We start from the raw sequence: 19,895 nt of genomic DNA, 5'->3' as shown, positions 1-19,895 counted from the left end.
GGACCGGGACGGAGAAAACGGCTTTTCGGCGCCCCGGGTGTCCGGAATCCGCCGAAAACGCCGCCCCGCCTTTCGGTCCGGCCCCCACAAAAACGACGGTTCCGGAATATCGTGAATGAAAAAAATATAAATTTGTATAAAGACATCCTCCTGACACACCCCTGATGACCCGGAAAAGAGAGACTCCCGATCGTATGATCGAACGCTGCTGCAAATATATCCTCCTCCTGTGGACGATGTCGTTCTGCGCCCATGAGGTCTGGGCCGGCCCGCAGTCCATCCGCCAGCTCCCCAACCTGACGATCCACCGCTTCGCGCAGGACAAGGTGGGCTACGTCTGGATCGCCACCGACAACGGACTCTGCCGCTACAACGGACAATTCTACTATTACTACCAGAACGAACCGGAAGACCCGGCGTCGCTCCCCGGCAACCGGGTGTCCGACATTCGCAGCGACGAAAACGGCACGCTGTGGATCGTCACCTCCGAAGGGGTCTGCACCTACGATGCGCGGCTCGACAATTTCCGGAGGCTGCCCGGCACGGAGGGGCTGAACAGGGCGGTGTTCAGCGGGGAATACGTCGTCTGCTCCGGCCCCGCCGGGATGACGCTCTTCGACGGCAGCGGCCGTCTGCTCATCGAGAAGCGGGATACGCCCCGGCACGGCCCCGCGGTGCTCGAAGCCGATCTGAACGGATTTTTGTGGGGGGGGGGAAACCGGAGGCACGATTTTCAAATACGACAACAACCTGAATATCTGCGACTCGCTGGCGCTGCCCGACTCCGCGGAATTTCTGAGCAGCTGCCGCGACTCCGAAGGCCGGATCTGGTTCGGGACTTCGAACGGAGTGCGCATCGTCGATCCCCGCACCGATGCCCCCGCCGAAACGGACGGACCGCTGAACGAATGTATCGCCGCACTCTCCCAGTCCGCCATACTCTCGCTGACGGCCGTAGACGACACGGTCTACATCGGGACACAGGGGGACAATCTCCACCAGATCGACATCCGGACCCGCACGCTGAAAAAGAACATCGTGACGCGGGGAACGCCCGGGCTCAACTACACCAGCGACTTTTCCTGCTGTTTCCGCGATTCGGAAAACAATTTCTGGATCGGCACGCTCGACCGGGGCTATTCGGTGCGCTATGCCAATGAAAAGGAGTTCACCCGGTCGATCCGGCTGGGCAAACAGACCCTGAGCAAGTTCGTCAACGCCATCACGATCTCGAAAGACGGCACACGCTGGATCGGGAGCCGTTTCAAAGGCATGCTGGCCTACACCTCGCAGCTCGACCTGAAATGGCACACGATGGAGAACTGCACCCTCATGCAGCGGCTCAACAGCAAGAACGTGTCGGCGCTCTTCGCCGATTCGTCCGGACATCTCTGGGTCAACATCGACGACCGCATCGCCTGCTGCAACACCCGCCATCAGACGATCCTCGACTACACCCTGCTTCCGGAACGCTTTTCGGCCAACCGCTTCTGCGAGGACGCCCGGCACGACGTATGGGTGGCGACGACTTCGGGGCTCCTGGTGTACGACGGCATGCGCCTGCGGGACGCATGCTTCGAGGGCTGCGACGTGCAGGATGTCATCCGCCTCGACGACACGACGATGCTGGCGGCGGTATTCCGGCGGGGACTTTTCGCCATCGACAGCCGCAGGCTCGAACGGCGGCCCTTCCTCGAAGCCCCGGACAGCCTTACGGCCACCGCGCTCCGCCATGCGACCTGCCTGCTGAAAGGCCGGGGCGGCCGGCTGTGGATCGGAACCCGCTCGAAGGGCCTGCTGCGGTATCATCCGACGGAGGGGTTCAGAACCTACACCCTGAAAGACGGTTTCGCCAGCAACGAAATCGCCTCCCTCGCACAGGACCGGAAAGGCGACATGTGGGTGGCGACCTCCTACGGTCTTTCGCTCATCCTCTCCGGAACGGAACGGATCATCACCTACCTGCGTTCCGACAAGATGCAGACCCAGCAGTTCCATCCCCGGTGCGTCTGTCAGACATCCGGCATGCTCTACTTCGGCGGAAACCTGGGGCTCGTGCATTTCAGACCCGAAAGCGTCCTGCCCAAGATCTCGGAACGCCCCGTGCGGCTGGTGCTCCGGGAGCTCAAAGTCAACAGCGTCGCCCAGCACCCCTCCGACGACGGAATCCTCACGCAGCAGCTCGACGACACCGAACGGATCGTCCTCGACCACAAGCAACGCAACCTCGACATCAGCTACGAGGCGCTGGCGTTCCTCTCCCCCGAGAAAATCCGCTACGCCTACCGGCTTCACGGCGGCGACATCGACGAGGAGTGGAACTACGTCGAAAACCGCACCAGCGCCAACTATTCGCACCTGCCCGCGGGCCGCTACGTCTTCGAACTGACGGCGCAGAACCCCGACGGATTCTGGAACAGCGAGCCGCGGCGGCTGGAGATCGTCATCAAACCCTCGCCGCTGCTCACGTGGTACGCCTTTCTGCTCTACATCCTGGCGGCCGGCACCGCCGCCTGGTTCGCCAACAGGCTCTTCCTGCGCCGCCGGCTGCAAAAAATCGAGTTGGAGGCCACCCGCAAGGAGCTGGAGCGCGAGAAAGAGCTCACGAACATGAAGATCAATTTCTTCACCAACATCTCGCACGAGCTGCGGACGCCCCTGACGCTGATCTACGGCCCGGTGAACATGCTGCCCGGCATACAGGACAAAAACCGCCAGCGCGAACTGATCAACCTGATCAACGACAGCATCCAACGCCTGCTCAAACTCGTCGATCAGACGCTCAACCTGAGCCGCATCGAGAACGACACGCTGCCGCTTTCGGTCTGCCGGCAGGACATCCTTCCCGTGGTCGAGCGCATGATGGCCGGCTTCGCCTGCTACGCCCGCGAGAAGCGGATCGACATCAGCCTGACAGCCACGCCGCCGGGCAGGATGACCGTCGCCGTCGATACGGACAAATTCAGCAAGATTCTCTCGAATCTGATCTCCAACGCCCTGAAATACACGCCCGAAGAGGGCCATATAGCGGTGTCGCTGACGCTTGCCGACACGCTGCCGGAGAAACTCACCGCCGCCGCGTCGTCGCACTATCTGGTGGTGAGCGTCACCGACGACGGCACAGGCATGAGCCAGGAGGACGTGGAGCGCATTTTCGAACGCTACAAACGGCTTACGGCGGGCGAACACGTCGCGGCCGGCTCCGGAATCGGGCTCCACTACGTGAAACAGCTGCTGCTGATCCACAAGGGCAGCATCGTGGCCGAAGTCCGGCCCGAGGGCGGCATGCGCTTCACGTTCGCCATCCCGGTGGACGAAAGCCTCTACGACATCGCGGGCGAACCCACCGTCGAGGTCGAATTCATCGACGGCATGGCGACCGCCGTGGCCGACAGTCCGGACAGCCTCCCCGACGCGGAGGAGGAGATGCGGGAGGAGGGTCCGCGGCCGAAGATGGTCATCGTCGAGGACAATCCGCAGCTGCGGCGCTACTGCCGCCAGATATTCGCTCCCCGGTTCGAAGTCTTCACGGCGGACAACGGCGCCGACGGACTGGACCTGATCCATACCGAGATGCCCAACGTGGTGGTCACCGACGTGCTGATGTCGAAGATGGACGGATACGAACTGTGCCGGAGAATCAAGACCGACGTACTGCTGAGCCACATCCCGGTGGTGATACTCACCGCCAAGGTCACCGATCAGGACAAGATCACCGGCTATCAGGAGGGGGCCGACGTCTACATGACCAAACCGTTCAACCCCACGCTGCTCCAAACGGTGGTCGATAACCTGCTGACCTCGCGCGACAGGCTGCGCCGAATGCTCCTCTCGGGCACCGAACAGCCGGACAGCGAACCCGAAGATACGGGCGAGAACAACGAAATACGGCTTTCGGCCGCCGACCGCGCGTTCGTGGACAAACTCCGCCAATACGTAGACGCCAACATTTCGAACAGTTCGCTCAGCATCAGCGACATCAGCACCGAGATGTGCATGAGCCGCGCCAGTTTCTTCCGCAAGATCAAATCGCTGACGGGCGTCACGCCCAACAATTTCATCCTGATCTACCGGCTCAACAAGGCCGCGGCGATGATCCGCAGCCGGGAGTACCGTCTCAACGAAATCGCCGATCTGGTGGGATTCAGTTCGCAGTCGCACTTCTCGCGCTGTTTCAAACAGCACTTCGGAATGGCACCGAAAGACTATACGGATCACGGAGGGGGGGGGTGAACGACCCCTGCGAAGAGCAGATTGAGATTCTGAGACATATTTTTAAGACCGCCGGACCGGAAGAATGACGGAGGCAGGAATACTTTTGCAGAAACAAAACATTCCTGATATGACCCGAACACTTCGAATCATTCTGACACTTTGTCTGCTCGCCTCCGCCGGAACCGGCGCCGCGCAGAGCATCGTCCGCAAATCTTTCGCCCGTGCAGCGCAGCAGATCGCGCTGATGGATTCGCTCGCCCCGGCCGACCGCTTCCCCGCCTCGTGGGAGCACGACGGAACCACCCGTTACACCTCGGCCAAAGGCTGGATCAGCGGATTCTTCCCGGGAAACATCTGGTACCTGTATGAATATACGGGCGACGCCAAATGGCTCGAAGCGGCCCGCCGCCGCACGGCGCAGCTCGAAACGCTGCGGCACTACACCCAGACCCACGACGTGGGATTCATGGTGGGCTGTCCGTGCAGCCTGGCCTACCGACTGACCCGGGACGACTATTACAAACAGCTGATGATCGACTCGTCCGAAGCGCTGATCTCGCGGTTCGACCCGGCCGTCGGGCTGATCCGCTCGTGGAACAACAAGGACGGGAAAGCGAATCCCTTCCGCGTGATCATCGACAACATGATGAACCTCGAAATGCTCTTCCTCGCCTCGGAATTCACCGGCGACAGCCGCTACCGCGACATCGCCGTGACCCACGCCGACAACACGCTCAAGAACCACTTCCGGGCCGACAACAGCTGTTTCCACATCCTCTGTTACGACGCCGGAACGGGCAGCGTCGTCACGCAGAAGGGCGGACAGGGCTATTCGCAGACTTCGGCCTGGTCGAGAGGCCAGAGCTGGGGTCTCTACGGATTCACGATGTGCTACCGCTTCACGCACGACCGCCGCTACCTCGACCGCGCCGTGAAGAGCGCCGAATATTTCATCGGCCACCCCAACCTCCCCGAGGACAAGGTGCCCTACTGGGATTACTACGCACCGGGGATTCCCGACGAGCCGCGCGACGCTTCGGCGGCGGCCGTCACCGCCTCGGCGCTGCTCGAACTGGCCAGGTACGTCCCCGAAAAGGAAAAGCTCTATTACAAGACGGCCGAAAAGATCCTGCGCTCGCTCGCTTCGGACCGCTACCTGATCCCCGCGGGGGAGAAGAACGGATTCCTGATCGACCACAGCGTCGGTTCGAAACCCAGCAAATCGCAGGTCGATGTGCCGATCATCTACGGCGACTACTATTTCCTCGAAGCACTGCTCCGGCTGAAAAACTACAAATCCCATAAATAAACCATGAAAAAAATCTTAGCGGCACTGCTCCTCATCTGCACGGTGTGGGGCGCCGGCGCACAGGAACGCAAGTCGATGGACAACCAGACCATCGACGGTTATCGCGGCATCTGGTTCACGATCGGCCAGGCCCGTTCGGGCTACGGCGACAAGTATTCGGGCGGACTGGGCACCTACACCATGAAGCACATCCCGATGGCGGTCTACTCGCCCGAAGCGGACAAAACCTTCTTCGTCTACGGCGGAACGCCCTCCGAAGAGCGCAAATACCTGCTCTGCATGGTCGGCTGCTACGACCACAAGACGGGCATGCTGCGCCGCCCCGTCGTGGTTTACGACAAGGGCGTGGCCGGAGTCGGCGACCCCCACGACGACCCCACGATCCAGCTCGACAAGGAGGGCTACGTCTGGGTATTCGTCGCCGGACGCGCCAACAAGCGCCCGGGCATCCGCTACCGCAGCACGAAACCCTACGACATTTCGGCATTCGAATACGTCAACGAGAGCATCATGGCCTACCCGCAGGTGCACTACCATCCCGAAAAGGGCTTCTTCCTCTTCTTCACGCGCTACGACGGCGTGCGGCGGCTCTTCTACCAGTCGAGCACCGACGGCATCCGCTGGACCGACTACCGCCAGATCGCCTCGATCATCGACGAGGGCGAGACCAAGTCGGGGCACTACCAGTTCACGAACCTCTGCGGCGACAAGCTGATGTGCTGCTTCAACCGCCACATCAACGGCAATGTCGATACGCGCACCAACATCTACTACATCCAGTCGGAGGACTGGGGGCGGACGTGGACCACGATCGACGGCAAACCGATCGAGCTGCCGATCACCCGTTCGAAGAACCCCGCCCTGGTGCACGACTACCAGTCCGAACACCGCAACTGCTACATCAAGGACATCAACTTCGGGCCCGACGGACAGCCCGTGATCCTCTACCTGACGAGCGACAACCACCTGACGGGTCCCGATGGCGGCGTGCGCAAGTGGCAGACCGTACACTGGGACGGCGCCGAATGGGTTTACAGCGACATCACGACCTCGACGCACTGCTACGACAGCGGCAGCCTGTGGATCGACGACGACGATGTCTGGACCGTCATCGCGCCGACCGACATCGGCCCGCAGTACTGGGGCACGGGCGGCGAGATGGTGATGTGGCGCAGCCGCGACAAGGGCCAAACGTGGAAACGGGTGCGGACGCTGACGCATGACAGCCCGCGCAACCACGGTTACGCCCGCCGCCCGCTCCACGCCGATCCGGATTTCTACGCCTTCTGGGCCGACGGCAATCCCGACGCGCTGAGCATCTCGTACCTCTATTTCTGCAACGCCAAGGGCGATGTTTTCCGCATGCCCTACACGATGAACGCCGAGTGGCAGAAACCCGAGCCCGTACCCGGCGGAAAACCCCGCGACTGACTTTCATCCTGTCCCTGACCGCATGAAACCACACGTCTTGTTCACCGCCGTATCGCTTGCAGCCGCGCTCCTCGGGGGCGCCGGCTGCAACGGCGATGCGCCCGAAACCGACACGCCGCTTCCCGTGCTGGAGAACGCCGGACAGCTGACGCTCGCGGGCGGCCGCAACCGGATCGTCTGCCGCTGGAGCGGTATGCCGCAGGAGGTCGCGTCGATCCGGCTCCGGCTCGGCGACGACGAAGCCCCGCACGACATTCCGGCCGGCCGGAGCGACGGCGAAAAGGAGCTGACCGGCATCGAAGAGGGCTCCTGGCCGACCGAGATCCGCTACGTCACCGACGACGGAGGGATTTTCGCAGGTCCTGCGCCGACGGTGACCGTATACGGCGAACGCTACGAAGCGTCGCTGAAAAACCGCACCGTCACGGGGGCCTACTTCGCCGGCGCCTCGGCGACCGTGACGCTCGGCAACTCCTGCCCCGAAGGACTGGTCGGACAGGAATTCACCTACGTCTCGGCGGTCGGGGAGCCCCGGACCCGCTACTGCGAAGCGCGGCACGACGGCTCGAAGCAGACCGTCGCGTTCGACGATGCGGGCGGCGACATCTCGTACCGCTGCGTCTACCGCCCTTCGGAAATCACCGGAGACCTCTTTTACAGCCCGGCGGCGACGATCGCCAACTACGCCCGGGTGGACTCCCCGGAACAGACTCCCGTGGTGGAGGGTTACCGCGGCATCTGGTTCTCGATCGGGCAGGCCGCCTCGGAATACGGCCCCAAATACTCCGGCGGACTGGGCACCTACACGATGAAACATATCCCGATGGCCGTCTACGCCCCGGCCGTCGGACGGACCTATTTCGTCTACGGCGGCGCCCCGGACACGGGCCGGAAATACCTGCAATGTATGATCGGCTGCTACGACCACAAGACCGGACTGCTGCAAAAGCCCCGCGTCGTGCACGACAAAGGCATCGACGGGGTTTCCGACCCCCACGACGACCCGACCGTCCAGATCGACCGGAACGGCTACGTCTGGGTTTTCGTCGCCGGGCGCGCCAACAAACGCCCGGGCATCCGCTACCGGAGCGTCAATCCCTACGACATCTCGGCTTTCGAACGCATCAACGAAAGCGTCATGGCCTATCCGCAGGTGCACTACCATCCCGAGCGGGGCTTCTTCCTCTTTTTCACCCGCTACGACGGCGTGCGCCAGCTCTTCTGGCAGACCAGCGAAGACGGCGTGAACTGGACGCCCTACCGGAAGCTGGCTTCCATCAAGGAGGGCTCCGAAAGCAAATCGGGACACTACCAGATCAGCAACATCTGCGGCACGAAGGTCTGCACGGCCTTCAACCGCCACATCAACGGCAACGTCGATACGCGCACCAACATCTATTACGTCCAGTCCGAAGACTGGGGCGCGACGTGGACCACGGCCGGCGGCACAGCGGTCACGGTTCCCGTGACGGAGCGCTATTCGAACGCCCTGGTGCGCGATTTCCAGAGCCAGGGACGCAACTGCTACATCAAGGACCTGAATTTCGACGCCGCGGGACGCCCCGTGATCCTCTGCGTCACCAGCGACAACCACCTGACGGGCCCCGACGGCGGCGTGCGCCAATGGCACACGTTCCACTGGACGGGCCGGGAGTGGCGGGAGAGCCTGATCGCCACCTCGACGCACTGCTACGACAGCGGCAGCCTCTGGATCGAAGAGGGCGTCTGGACCGTCATCGCCCCGACCGACGCAGGGCCCCAGTACTGGGGCGCAGGCGGCGAAATAGTCGTCTGGCGCAGTTTCGACGAAGGCGGGAGCTGGCTCCGCGCGCAAACGCTGACCGCGAACAGCACCTACAACCACACCTACGTGCGGCGGCCCCTCGGCGCCGCGGAGGGATTCTACGCGTTCTGGGCCGACGGCAGCCCCGACGCCCGGACCGCCTCGCACCTCTATTTCTGCACCGCTGCGGGCGGCGTCTTCCGCATGCCCTACGACATGGCCGACGAATGGGCGGCGCCCGAACCCGTAAACCGATAACCGCAATCAAACTTCCGAACTATGTATAAGACACGATTCCTCCTCTTTCTGTTGGCCGCAGCGCTTTCGGGCGTCCCGACCGAAGCCGCCGGCAAACGCGACACCGAGATCGCCAACCGGGTGGCGCAATGGCAAATCGACAACTTCGGCGAACACCTCTCCCGCCCCGGCACGCGCAGCGACCAGCACTGGGCCAACGGCGCACTCTACCGCGGGATGCTCACCTGGGCCGATGTCTCGGGATACAAGCCCTGCGAGGAGTTCGTCCTCGGAATCGGACGCCGCAACGGCTGGCGCATGGGGCGGCGGCAGTATCATGCCGACGACATCTGCGTCGGGCAGGCCAGCCTGATGCTGTACGAACGCTACCGGGACCCGGCGATGCTGTGTCCCGTAAAACAGCGGGCCGACTCGGTGATCGCCTTCCCGGCGCAGACCAAGATGCACATCAAGGCCAAAAACGGCTCGAACCGCTGGAGCTGGTGCGACGCCCTGTTCATGGCGCCCCCGGTCTACGCCCTGCTGGCGAACGTCACGGGCGACAACGGCTACCGGGAGTTCATGAACCGCGAATTCTACGCCTCGTCGCGCAGCCTCTTCGACGCGGCCGAAGGGCTTTACTACCGCGACGCGCGCTATTTCGGCAAACGCGAGAAAAACGGCAAAAAGGTCTTCTGGGGCCGCGGCAACGGCTGGTGCTACGCCGCGCTGGCCATCCTGCTCGAAACCCTTCCCGAGAGCGACCCGATGTACGACTTCTACCGGCGGACGTTCCTCCGCATGTCGGAAGCCGTCGTCGCCTGTCAGGACGCCCGCGGATCGTGGCATCCGAGCATGCTCGACCACGAAACCTACCCGATGCCCGAAAACAGCGCCTCGGGATTCTTCACCTACGGACTTGCCTGGGGCGTGAACCGCGGACTGCTGACCGCACCGGTCTACAAACGCGCCGCGCGCCGCGGCTGGAAGGCCCTCTGTTCGTATGTCGGCCCGGACGGACGCCTCGGATACGTGCAGCCCATCGGCGGATCGCCCCAGCGGACAAACCGCGAAATGACCGAGGTGTACGGCGTCGGAGCCTTCCTGATGGCCGCCTCGGAGATCGTACGGATGTAACCGCAGGCCGCCGCCGCACAATGCGACGCTCGGACAAAAAACGAATACACTCGTGAAAAACGATTCGCGGCCATCGGAATAACTTTGACCTGACAACCCAAAACACAACCATCACATGAAAACCCTGAAAATCGCATGCACGGCCCTGATTCTGCTGGCAGGGATCTTCGCTGCGGCCTGCTCCTCGGACCCGGAGACCGAAGCTGCCGACCGGGTGGAGATCGACGGGCTGGAAGAAGGACTTCATTTCCCGTACAACCCCGAAGAGGGCGTCAGTTTCTCGATCTCGACGAACAAAACCTGGTCGATTTCCAAAAGCGGACTCGACTGGCTGACCGTTTCGCAGATGAACGGAGGATCGAAACTCCCGGCGACGATCACCCTCTCGGCGGCTCCCAACGACGACCTGGAACGCAGCGGCGAACTGACCGTCTACGCCGGCGCCCATGTACAGCGGGTGACCGTCACGCAGGATGCTTTCCCCATCGTGCCGACGCTCACGCTGGACGGCCTGACCGACGACACGCTCGAATTCGAATTCTCGGACCTCGATCCGGTCACATTCTCGGTCTACGCCAACGTCGCCTGGACGGCTCTTCCCGAAGAGCTCGACTGGGCCGAGGTATCGCCGCTCTCGGGCGAACGCAAAAAGAGGACGACGATCACCGTAACCCCTTCGGCCAACGGAGGCGACGCCCGCCAGGGCACGATCACGTTCCGGGCCGAAGAGATGGAGCCCGTGGTGGTGACCGTCCGTCAGACCGCTTACCGCGACGATCCGCTGCTCACGGTAACAGGCTTCGGCAAGAACAACACGATCGAGTTCCCCGAGGTGCCGGAAGCCCCTGCCGCCCTGCAAATCCTCTGCAACCGCAGCTGGACCGTCGTCAAGGAGGGACTCGACTGGCTCACCGTCACGCCCGAATCGGGCACCTCCTCGCCGACCCCGGCCGACATCACGCTGACGGCTTCGAAGAACACCGGCAAAGCCCGCACCGGCACCCTGACCATCCACCCCGACGATCCGGCGCTGGAAGATGTGGTGATCACCGTTTCGCAGAAGGCCAAGAGCCTCGAACCGCTGGCCTGGTGGACCCTCACCGACGAAGCGCTGAAAAAGTACAGCGGCGACGAGTGGATCAACGGCGGCAAAATGACAGCCGACAAACCCGACGGCACGACCGCCTACGGCCAATGGAACAAGGTCAACGAAGCCCCCGTCTACACTCCTGAATACATTATCAGCAGCAAGGGCGAAGGCCACTACGCCGTCAAGCGGATCTGGACGGACGACAACCTGGAATTCACCGTTCCCGTGAAGGATTTCGCGGCAGGATCGGCCGTCAACTTCCGCTTCTCCATGAGCGGCGTCGCCACGGCGCCAAAATACTGGACGGTGGAGTATTTCGACCAGGGAACGTGGAAACCCACCAATTCGCAAGAATTCACTTACGCCAAAAACGGACTGCGCGTCACGGCGACCTATGAACTGACAAAGGCCAATGCGGTGACGAACGTCAATGAAACCGCCCGCTTTGCGGAGGCCGTCGGCGACGGCGTCATCCGGTTCCGTATCCGCTGCGCCAGCGGCGCCTGCCAGACCGACGGCAAATCCGTGCCGACCGAACCCGGTTCAGCTTCAACGATCCGGATCCGTCAGCTGAGTACGGGCGGCCTCGACGCCATCGCGTTCTACCCGGCCGACTGACATCGCTGCGCAACGACTGCCGGCCGCACCTCCCGACGGCGGCCGGCAGTCCGCCGCAGCCATTTCCCAACCTATCTAAACAACCCAATCCCGATATGGAAAACTTCTATCTCAAACCGCTTGCGACATCGCTGCACGGGCTTCGCCGCCTGACCGCCGCGGTGTTGCTGCTGCTGTTCGCCGTCACGGCAGAACCGGCCGCCGCCGGGGAGCAGGATTCCGGCAAACAGCAACCGACGATCCAGGCCAAAGGCCGCGTCGTCGATACCAACGGCATTGCGATCGCCGGCGCGGCGGTCACGGTCAAGGGAGGATCTGCCGGCGGTACGATCTCCGACGCGCAGGGCGCATTCACGCTCCGCGTCCGCAAAGGCGACGTGCTCCACGTCTCGTTCCTGGGCTTCCAGGCGCGGGAGATCGCCGTCACCGACGCCTCGCCGCTGACGATACGGCTGGCCGAAGAGACGCATCAGGTCGAAGACGTGGTGGTGGTCGGATACGGCGTTCAGAAGAAAGAGAGCGTCCTGGGCGCCATCTCGCAGGTGAACAACGAACAGCTCGTCAATTCGGGCACCACGAACATCACCAACGCCATCGCCGGCAAACTTTCGGGCGTGACGACCATCCAGACGGGCGGACAGCCCGGCAACAACGACGCCAACATCTTCATCCGCGGCGTATCGAGCTGGAACGGTTCCACGCCGCTGGTGCTCGTTGACGGCGTGGAGCGCAGTTTCGCGGACATCGACCCCAACGAAGTCGCCTCGCTGTCGGTGCTCAAAGACGCTTCGGCAACGGCCGTGTTCGGCGCCAAGGGCGCCAACGGCGTCATCATCGTAACCACCCGCACGGGCTCCACGGGCAAGCCCAAGATGAACATCTCGCTCTCCTACGGTCTGGACTTCCCGACGATGATCCCCGACCACATCGGCTCGGCGCAGACGGCCGAACTGCTCAACGTGGCGCTGAAAAACGCCCAGAGCTACGGCTCGATGATTCCCCGTTCGGAGATCGAGGAGTACGCCCGCCCTTCGTCGCGCATCAATTCGATCCGCTATCCGGACAACGACTGGTTCGACATCGCCATGCGCAGGTGCGCCCAGACCATCAACGCCAACTACAACGTCTCGGGCGGTTCGCAGCGTGTCAAATACTTCCTCTCGCTGGGATATTCCCACGAAGGGTCGATCTTCAAGGATTTTTCGGAGTGGAGCAACGCCAATTTCCGCTACGACCGCATCAACTACCGTTCGAATCTCGATTTCGACGTGACGCGCAGCACGAAGCTGTCGGTCAAGGTGGGCGGCGTGCTGGGAATCAAGGACACGCCGACGGACAAGACCGTGTCGGGCATGTTCAACATGATGTATTCGGCCTCGCCGATGATGTACCCGGCCTACTACCCCGCCTGGGTGCTGGAGGAGATTCCCGACACGGACTATCCCGACGCCTCGGGAGGCCGTCTGTCGAGTCCGCGCACGGCCTACTTCGGGAACATCCGTACGTCGCTCTCGACGGGCGAGTTCGAACAGACCACGGACAACAAGCTCTATACCGACATCAACTTCGAGCAGAAGCTCGACTTCATCACCAAAGGGCTCTCGGTGAAAGCCAACGTCTCGCTGAGCACCTACTACTCCCGCATCTCGCAGACGGCGACCAACTCCAACCCCACGTTCTACATCGACTGGAACCGGTACGACGCCGGCGACGGCAATCCGTGGATCTACTCCGCAGCCAGCGAGCACGTCTATGAGAACACCCCCTACGCCGTGACCCGCGGGGCGATGCAGAACAACTACTACGTCACCTTCTACTGGGAGGGAGCCCTGAACTACAACCGCACCTTCGGCGACCACACCGTGACGGCGCTGGCGCTCTTCAACCAGCGGGAAAACGTCAAGGGCACGGCCTTTCCCTACCATTCGCAGGGCGTCGTGGGGCGTGTGACCTACGACTACAAGCACAAGTACCTCTTCGAATGCAACCTCGGTTACACCGGGTCGGAGCAGTTCTCGCCCGAAAACCGCTACGGCTTCTTCCCCTCGGTGGCCATAGGCTGGGTGCCCTCGCAGGAGCGTTTCTGGAAAGAGGCGATGCCCTGGTGGTCGAAACTGAAGATCCGCTATTCGGACGGACTGGTCGGCAGCGACTCCGGTTCGCGGTGGCTCTATTTCAGCGACTACGTCAAGGGCGGCGACAGCTACATCTACGAAGGCGCCGCGGCCAACGCGGTGGCCCAGTGGGAAGAGGCCCGCAAACGCGACCTGGGCATCGAGATGGGCTGGCTGAACAACCGGCTGACGCTCAATCTCGACCTTTTCGACGAAAAGCGCACCAACATGCTCGTCAAGCCCAACGTCACGATGCTCGTCGGCACCTCGTACAAGGAGGTCAACCGGGGCAGTATGAAGAAGCACGGCATCGACATCGAGCTGGGCTGGGCCGACAAGACCCCTACGGGCTTCGGATACAACCTGACGGCGATGGTCTCGCTCAACGAGAACCGCATCACCAACTACGAGGACGCGCCCTACGCCCCGGAGTACCAGAAGACCGCCGGAAAGCCCTACAAGGGACAGACCGACGGCGTGAGCATCGTCGATTCGGGCTATTTCGAATCCATCGACGACATCCACAACTACCCGGCCTACACGACCGACTGGAATTTCGTCAACGTGGGCGCCTACAAGTACCTCGACTATTCGGCCGACGGCCGGCTCTCCGTCGAGGACCTGCACGCCATCGCCGGCAGCCAGTATCCGCCGGTGGTCTGCTCGTTCCGGGCCGGATTCGACTACAAGGGATTCGAATTCAGCATGCTGTGGTACGCCAACCTCGGCAAGTGGGTCGAATACAACAAGAGCTGGGAGATCGAGTTCAACAAGGGCGACTACCGCATCACCCATTCGCAGCTCGACTACTGGCGGCCCGACAACCGGGACGCCAACCACGCCACGCTGGTCTACGGAGGAACGTCGGGACACCCGATGTACATGTGGGCCGGCGGCAGCGGCGACGCCGGAGCGAAAATGATGCTCGAAGGCCGCACATGGCGCAAGGCCGACTACCTCTCGCTGCGGGAGGTTTACCTCGCCTACACGTTCAACGCCAAACGGCTCCGCCAGAAGGTCGGATTCCGCAGCCTGAGCCTCTATCTCACGGCAAACAACCTGCTGACGTTCACCCCGCTGATCGAGGGAGACCCCGCGAGCACCACCTTCACCACGGGATTCTATCCGCAGATGACCAGCCTCAAGCTGGGTGTTAAAATCGGATTCTAAAACCGCAACGACTATGAAAAAACTGATACTACTCGTTTTGGCCGCATGCAGCGCGATAGCCCCCGCCTGCACGTTCCTCGACATAGACCCCGAAACGGGGCTCGACGAAAATCAGGTGTTCTCGACCTGGGATAACTTCAAGGCTTATTTCAACAACGTCTACGAAGGACGCACGGGACAGAGCGGCAGCGGCGACAACATCAACATCAAACTGGGCTATCCGCTCTACCTCGACTTCAGCGACCGCCGCTTTACGTGGAACGCCCTGACGGACATGTGCGACGGCGGCCGCTGGCTCCGCGCACAGCAGATCAAGGCCGGGGCGCTGGGCGCCAACGTCTCCGAATGGACCACCACCACGTCGCGGCGTCCGATCTCCTACTCGATGTTCCGCATCATCCGCGTGGCGAACAAGTGCATCGAGAATATCGACATGGTGCAGAACGCCAAGCAGATCGACAAGGACGACCTGATCGGACAAGCCTATTTCGTGCGGGCGTTCGCCCACTTCACCCTCTGCCGGATCTTCGGCGGCATGCCCTACCTCGACAAGGCGCTCGAAGCCGACGACGAATGGGACATGACGCGCCTCTCGGCCTGGGAGACCTACACGCGCTGCGCCGAGGACCTCGACCGCGCCTACGACTATCTCCTCGCCGCCGGAAAAGTGCGCCGCGACGCGGGCCCCGGCTCGGAAGGCCACCTCACCAGCAGCGACATGGCCTATCCGAACGGCGTCGCCGCCAAGGCGCTGAAAGCCCGCTGCCTGCTCTACGCGGCCAGCGAACTGAACAACCTGCACGGCCAGAGCGACTGGGAGGACGCCGCCGAAGCCTGCGCCGAAGCGATCCGCATCGCTGAAGAGAACGGCTACGGGATGCTGGACTTCTCTCTTTGGAACAGTAACTTCTACGGCACGAAATACACCAACGAACACATCTGGGCCTGGAACTACGGCAGCAGCAAGATCAACACGGGCACCTGGTCGGGGACTTTCGCCTATCCCGCTTCGAACTACACGAACGGCAGCGGCGACTGTCCGACGCAGAATTTCGTGGACCGCTTCGAAACGCTCGACGGCGACCCGCTTCTGACCGAGGCCGACCGGGAGGCCGCCGCGAAACTCGGCCACTACGACGAACAGGACCCCTACTCGAACCGCGACCCGCGGTTCGACAAAACCATCCTCCACGACGGCAGCATCGTCAGCGGATGCCCGACCGGAATCAACATCCACTACGATCCGGCGACCGGAACCTACCCCGTCACGTCGCTCAACAACAACAACCGCTCGTTCGGCATCGCGTGGGGTTCGAACGACTCGAAGGGGTATTCCAACACGGGCTATTACGTCAACAAGCTGTGGAACGGCCAGCTGGGAACCTCGGCCGCCCACCAGCACACCGACCCGCTGATCCGCATGGCGGAGCTCTACCTCAACTACGCCGAGGCGGCCAACGAAGCCTACGGCCCCGACGGCCGGGCCGGAGGTCTGCCGATGACGGCGCTGGACGCCGTGAACAAGGTGCGCAACCGGGCCGGGATGCCCGACGTGCTCGACAAGTTCACGGGCAGCGCCCCGCTGCTGCGCGAACGCATCCGCAACGAACGCTGCGTCGAACTGGCCTTCGAGGGACACCACTACTACCACGACATCCGCCGCTGGAAGATCGCCCCGCAGACCATGTCCCAGACGCTTACGGGCATGTACATCGAGAAGGTGCCGGTTTCGGACGAATACCCCTGCGGACGGCGCTACGTCCGCCAGCCGATCCCCAACAACCGGCAGTCCAACTGGAAGAACGCCATGTACTACCTGCCCTTCCCCGCAGCGGAGGCCAACAAGATGAAGAATTTCGTCAACAATGAACTTTGGTAGAATCTTAGCCCGAATATAAAACCATGAGAAACCGCAACATACTCCTGACCGGCACGATGCTCCTGCTGGCGGCCGCTACGGCCGCGGGCGCCCCGCAAGGCGGCGGGCAGGGTTCCGAACCGGTGCTGACCGCCGAACGGATCGCCGCAGACTCCGCGATCCGGGCCCGGCGGACCCTGCGCGTCTATCAGACGCTCGAACTGCCCTACGCCCGCACCCTGAACAAGACGGCCGCCACGGGCAACTCGACGACCTACTACGAACACGACATCGACAAATACCCGACCAACGATTTCCGCAACTCGCTCACGGGCGTCGTCGCAGGACTCACCGTCCGCGAGCTGACGGGAACGCCCGGCATGTTCTACGCCTCGGAAACGGGCCGCACGGCGATCTACGCCCGCGGCATGACGCCCGAATACATCGTGGACGGCATGCCGGTCTACATCACCCAGCTGCAACTCGACCCCGAGGAGATCGAAAGCATGACTTTCATCCGCGACATCGCCGACAAGGCGCTGCTGGGCTCGCGCGCAGCCGACGGCGTGCTCTACATCACCACCCGCCGGGGAAGGACTCACGGACGGTCGATCCGCTTGGGCTTCGAAAGCGGCGTGAGCGTCGTGGACCGCTTCCCCGAGTGGGTCAACGGCGTCGAATACGCCCGGTTGCAGAACCAGGCGCGCATCAACAGCGGCTATCTCCCGCCCTACTCGAACGAGGCGATCGAGAACTACGCCCGCAAGGACCCCTACGACCTGACCTATCCGAACGTCGATTACCGGACGATGATGTTCAAGGACACGAAGCCCTATTACAAAGCCAACGTCACCATCGACGGAGGCACCCAGAAACTCCAATACAGCGCCTACGTCGGCTATGCCGGCGAAGGCGACATCTACAAGGTGGGCAGCAAGGCCGATTTCAACCGGGTGAACGTCCGCACCTATCTCAAAGCGGCCGTCACGCAGGACCTCCTGATCGACCTGGGATTCAGCGGAGGGATCAGTTTCCGCCGCCAGCCCCGCTACGGCTACGGCAACTCCTCGGCCACGGAGTTCGAAAGCGCTCTCAGCCAGGTCACCACGATCCCCGCGATCGCGTTCCCGCTGATCGTCTCGCACGACGAGGAGACGGGCAACAAGATCTACGGCGTCAGCACGGTCTACAAGGACAATCCCTACGCATCGCTGACCGAGAACGGCTTCTCGACCGAACGCGGCCGCTCGGGAGTGGTCAACGCCACGCTCTCCTACGACCTGCACGCGCTGGTCAAAGGGCTCAAATTCCAGTCTTACGTGGGGCTGAACCTCTTCAACATGAACCGCATCGGCAAGAACCCCGACTACACGGCCGTCATCTACGACCCCGCCACGGAAGAGACCGTCAAGACTTCGCACGAGGGAACGCAGGTCTCCGGCAAATCGAGCATGGGCAAATGGACCCATCAGGGACTCTACCTGCACGAACGGCTGAGCTACGACTACCGGAACGACGACCACCGCGTCGGGGCTTCGGCGACCTGGTGGCTGGAATCGGTCGAGCGCACGGGCAACGCGGTCCGCGAACGGATGATGTCGCTCATCGGCACCTTCGACTACGCTTACCGCGGCAAATACCTCTTCCAGGCCGTCGTGAACTACGCCGGATCGCCGATGTTCGCCCCCGGCAAACGCTTCGAGGTATTTCCCTCGCTGGGTCTGGGCTGGGTCGTATCCGAAGAGGGATTCATGCAGGACGTGAAATGGATCGACTACCTCAAGGTGCGCGGTCAGGCGGGCGTGATCGGCTACGGTTCGTTCGGCGCGCAGGACCTCTACGAAGACAACTACACGAAAAGCACGGGCATCAAGTTCGGCCCCTACACCACGGGCTACCAGTGGATCGGCTCGACCAACGCCAACCAATCCTACGTGAACACCATCACGCGGCTGGGCAATCCCGGCCTGACCTGGGAGAAGCGCAAGGAGTTCACCGTCGGTATCGACGCCGCGCTGCTGGGCAACCGCCTTTCGGTCGAAGCCAACTACTTCAACTACCTCCGCGACGGGATCATCACCGAGATGAGCGGCACGCTGCCGGGAATCTACGGCATGGACGGCATCAGCACCTATGAGAACTACAACCGTCTCCGTTACCAGGGCTGGGAGGCGGCGCTCTACTGGTCCGACCGGATCGGCGATTTCAGCTACACGGTGGGCGGAAGCCTCACGACGATCCGGGGAAAATACCTGCGCTACAACGAAAGCGTCGTCTACGACTATCAGAAGGTCACCGGCACGGCGACCGGCTCCTACCGGGGATACGTCTGCCTGGGCAAATTCACCTCGCGAGAGGAGATCGAGACTTCGCCCCGCCAGCTCTTCGACGACGAAGTGCAGGTCGGCGACCTGAAATACGCCGACCTGAACAACGACGGGCTCATCGACAGCAACGACCAGAAGGTCATCGGCAACAGCAGCCCCCGGTTCGACTACTCGGTGAGCATCAACCTGCGCTACCGGAATTTCGACTTCACGATCGTCGGAACGGGCCGTGCGTCGTACGACACGGCGCTGACCAACAAGTATTTCTGGAACGGATGGAGCACCGGCACCTACTCGCACTTCGTGCGCGACAACATCGGCGGCGACTACCCCCGTCTGACGTACATCAAGCAGACGAACAACTTCCAGCCCTCGAACTTCTGGCTCCGCGACGGAGGCTATTTCAAGATTCAGAACATCGAACTGGGCTACAACGTCCGCTTCCGCAGCCAGTCGGCCGTCAAGGGGCTGCGCGTCTTCCTGCGCGGCGCCAACCTCTGCACCATCAGCGGGATCAAGGACGTGGACCCCGAGAACATCAATGCCGGCGTTACGACCTATCCGCTCTACCGCACCTTCACGGCCGGCTTCAAATTCACCTTTTAA

The 19,895-nt window shown here is 62.3% G+C and carries 10 protein-coding genes and 2 pseudogenes; 11 read left to right on the top strand and 1 reads right to left on the bottom strand.

The features are described 5' to 3' along the window. Window positions 1-164: 164 nt before the first annotated feature. Window positions 165-482: pseudogene (locus WMO46_RS15610) on the top strand (two-component regulator propeller domain-containing protein); the annotation flags it as partial. Window positions 483-502: 20 nt separating this feature from the next. Here the strand turns inward: WMO46_RS15610 and WMO46_RS07570 are convergent. Then, window positions 503-640, bottom strand: a complete 138-nt coding sequence (locus WMO46_RS07570; protein ID WP_349094122.1) for a hypothetical protein — start codon at window positions 638-640, stop codon at window positions 503-505. Window positions 641-729: 89 nt separating this feature from the next. Between WMO46_RS07570 and WMO46_RS15605 the strand changes: the two are divergent. The 10 genes and pseudogenes from WMO46_RS15605 to WMO46_RS07525 form a co-directional block, all read left to right on the top strand. Then, window positions 730-846 (top strand): annotated as a pseudogene (locus tag WMO46_RS15605) (two-component regulator propeller domain-containing protein); the annotation flags it as partial. A 3-nt stretch (window positions 847-849) separates the two neighbouring features. Next, window positions 850-4,233 (top strand): response regulator, encoded by a 3,384-nt coding sequence (locus tag WMO46_RS07565; RefSeq protein ID WP_349094121.1) that lies wholly within the window; start codon window positions 850-852, stop codon window positions 4,231-4,233. A gap of 109 nt (window positions 4,234-4,342) precedes the next feature. After that, the gene (locus WMO46_RS07560; protein ID WP_278965741.1) at window positions 4,343-5,524 is read left to right on the top strand and encodes a glycoside hydrolase family 88 protein; all 1,182 of its coding nucleotides are present in this window, start codon (window positions 4,343-4,345) and stop codon (window positions 5,522-5,524) included. Between the two features lie 3 nt (window positions 5,525-5,527). Further along, window positions 5,528-6,955: a BNR-4 repeat-containing protein gene (locus tag WMO46_RS07555; RefSeq protein WP_278965744.1), complete on the top strand. Its 1,428-nt coding sequence runs from the start codon at window positions 5,528-5,530 to the stop codon at window positions 6,953-6,955. A 22-nt stretch (window positions 6,956-6,977) separates the two neighbouring features. Further along, the gene (locus tag WMO46_RS07550) at window positions 6,978-8,996 is read left to right on the top strand and encodes a BNR-4 repeat-containing protein (protein WP_278965747.1); all 2,019 of its coding nucleotides are present in this window, start codon (window positions 6,978-6,980) and stop codon (window positions 8,994-8,996) included. 21 nt (window positions 8,997-9,017) lie between these two features. Further along, complete coding sequence (locus tag WMO46_RS07545) at window positions 9,018-10,112, top strand: glycoside hydrolase family 88/105 protein (protein WP_349094120.1); 1,095 nt, start codon at window positions 9,018-9,020, stop codon at window positions 10,110-10,112. A gap of 115 nt (window positions 10,113-10,227) precedes the next feature. After that, complete coding sequence (locus WMO46_RS07540) at window positions 10,228-11,820, top strand: BACON domain-containing protein (protein ID WP_349094119.1); 1,593 nt, start codon at window positions 10,228-10,230, stop codon at window positions 11,818-11,820. 95 nt (window positions 11,821-11,915) lie between these two features. Beyond that, a complete protein-coding gene (locus tag WMO46_RS07535; protein WP_276714431.1) occupies window positions 11,916-15,104 on the top strand; it encodes a SusC/RagA family TonB-linked outer membrane protein in 3,189 nt (1,062 codons plus the stop codon). A gap of 13 nt (window positions 15,105-15,117) precedes the next feature. Continuing rightward, window positions 15,118-16,983: a RagB/SusD family nutrient uptake outer membrane protein gene (locus WMO46_RS07530; RefSeq protein WP_278817706.1), complete on the top strand. Its 1,866-nt coding sequence runs from the start codon at window positions 15,118-15,120 to the stop codon at window positions 16,981-16,983. Between the two features lie 23 nt (window positions 16,984-17,006). Next, the gene (locus tag WMO46_RS07525) at window positions 17,007-19,895 is read left to right on the top strand and encodes a SusC/RagA family TonB-linked outer membrane protein (protein ID WP_278817705.1); all 2,889 of its coding nucleotides are present in this window, start codon (window positions 17,007-17,009) and stop codon (window positions 19,893-19,895) included.

This window comes from Alistipes intestinihominis (genome assembly GCF_040095975.1).
GTDB classification, from domain to species: Bacteria; Bacteroidota; Bacteroidia; order Bacteroidales; family Rikenellaceae; genus Alistipes; species Alistipes senegalensis.
This window is presented reverse-complemented; position numbering and strand designations above follow the sequence as displayed.

Bases quoted from the DNA above. Each gene is read 5' to 3' on its own strand.
- WMO46_RS07570 (WP_349094122.1), bottom strand. From the start codon at position 640: ATGAGCAGACGGCCGCTGCCGTCGAAGAGCGTCATCCCGGCGGGGCCG.
- WMO46_RS07560 (WP_278965741.1), top strand. From the start codon at position 4,343: ATGACCCGAACACTTCGAATCATTCTGACACTTTGTCTGCTCGCCTCC.
- WMO46_RS07555 (WP_278965744.1), top strand. From the start codon at position 5,528: ATGAAAAAAATCTTAGCGGCACTGCTCCTCATCTGCACGGTGTGGGGC.
- WMO46_RS07550 (WP_278965747.1), top strand. From the start codon at position 6,978: ATGAAACCACACGTCTTGTTCACCGCCGTATCGCTTGCAGCCGCGCTC.
- WMO46_RS07545 (WP_349094120.1), top strand. From the start codon at position 9,018: ATGTATAAGACACGATTCCTCCTCTTTCTGTTGGCCGCAGCGCTTTCG.
- WMO46_RS07540 (WP_349094119.1), top strand. From the start codon at position 10,228: ATGAAAACCCTGAAAATCGCATGCACGGCCCTGATTCTGCTGGCAGGG.
- WMO46_RS07535 (WP_276714431.1), top strand. From the start codon at position 11,916: ATGGAAAACTTCTATCTCAAACCGCTTGCGACATCGCTGCACGGGCTT.
- WMO46_RS07530 (WP_278817706.1), top strand. From the start codon at position 15,118: ATGAAAAAACTGATACTACTCGTTTTGGCCGCATGCAGCGCGATAGCC.
- WMO46_RS07525 (WP_278817705.1), top strand. From the start codon at position 17,007: ATGAGAAACCGCAACATACTCCTGACCGGCACGATGCTCCTGCTGGCG.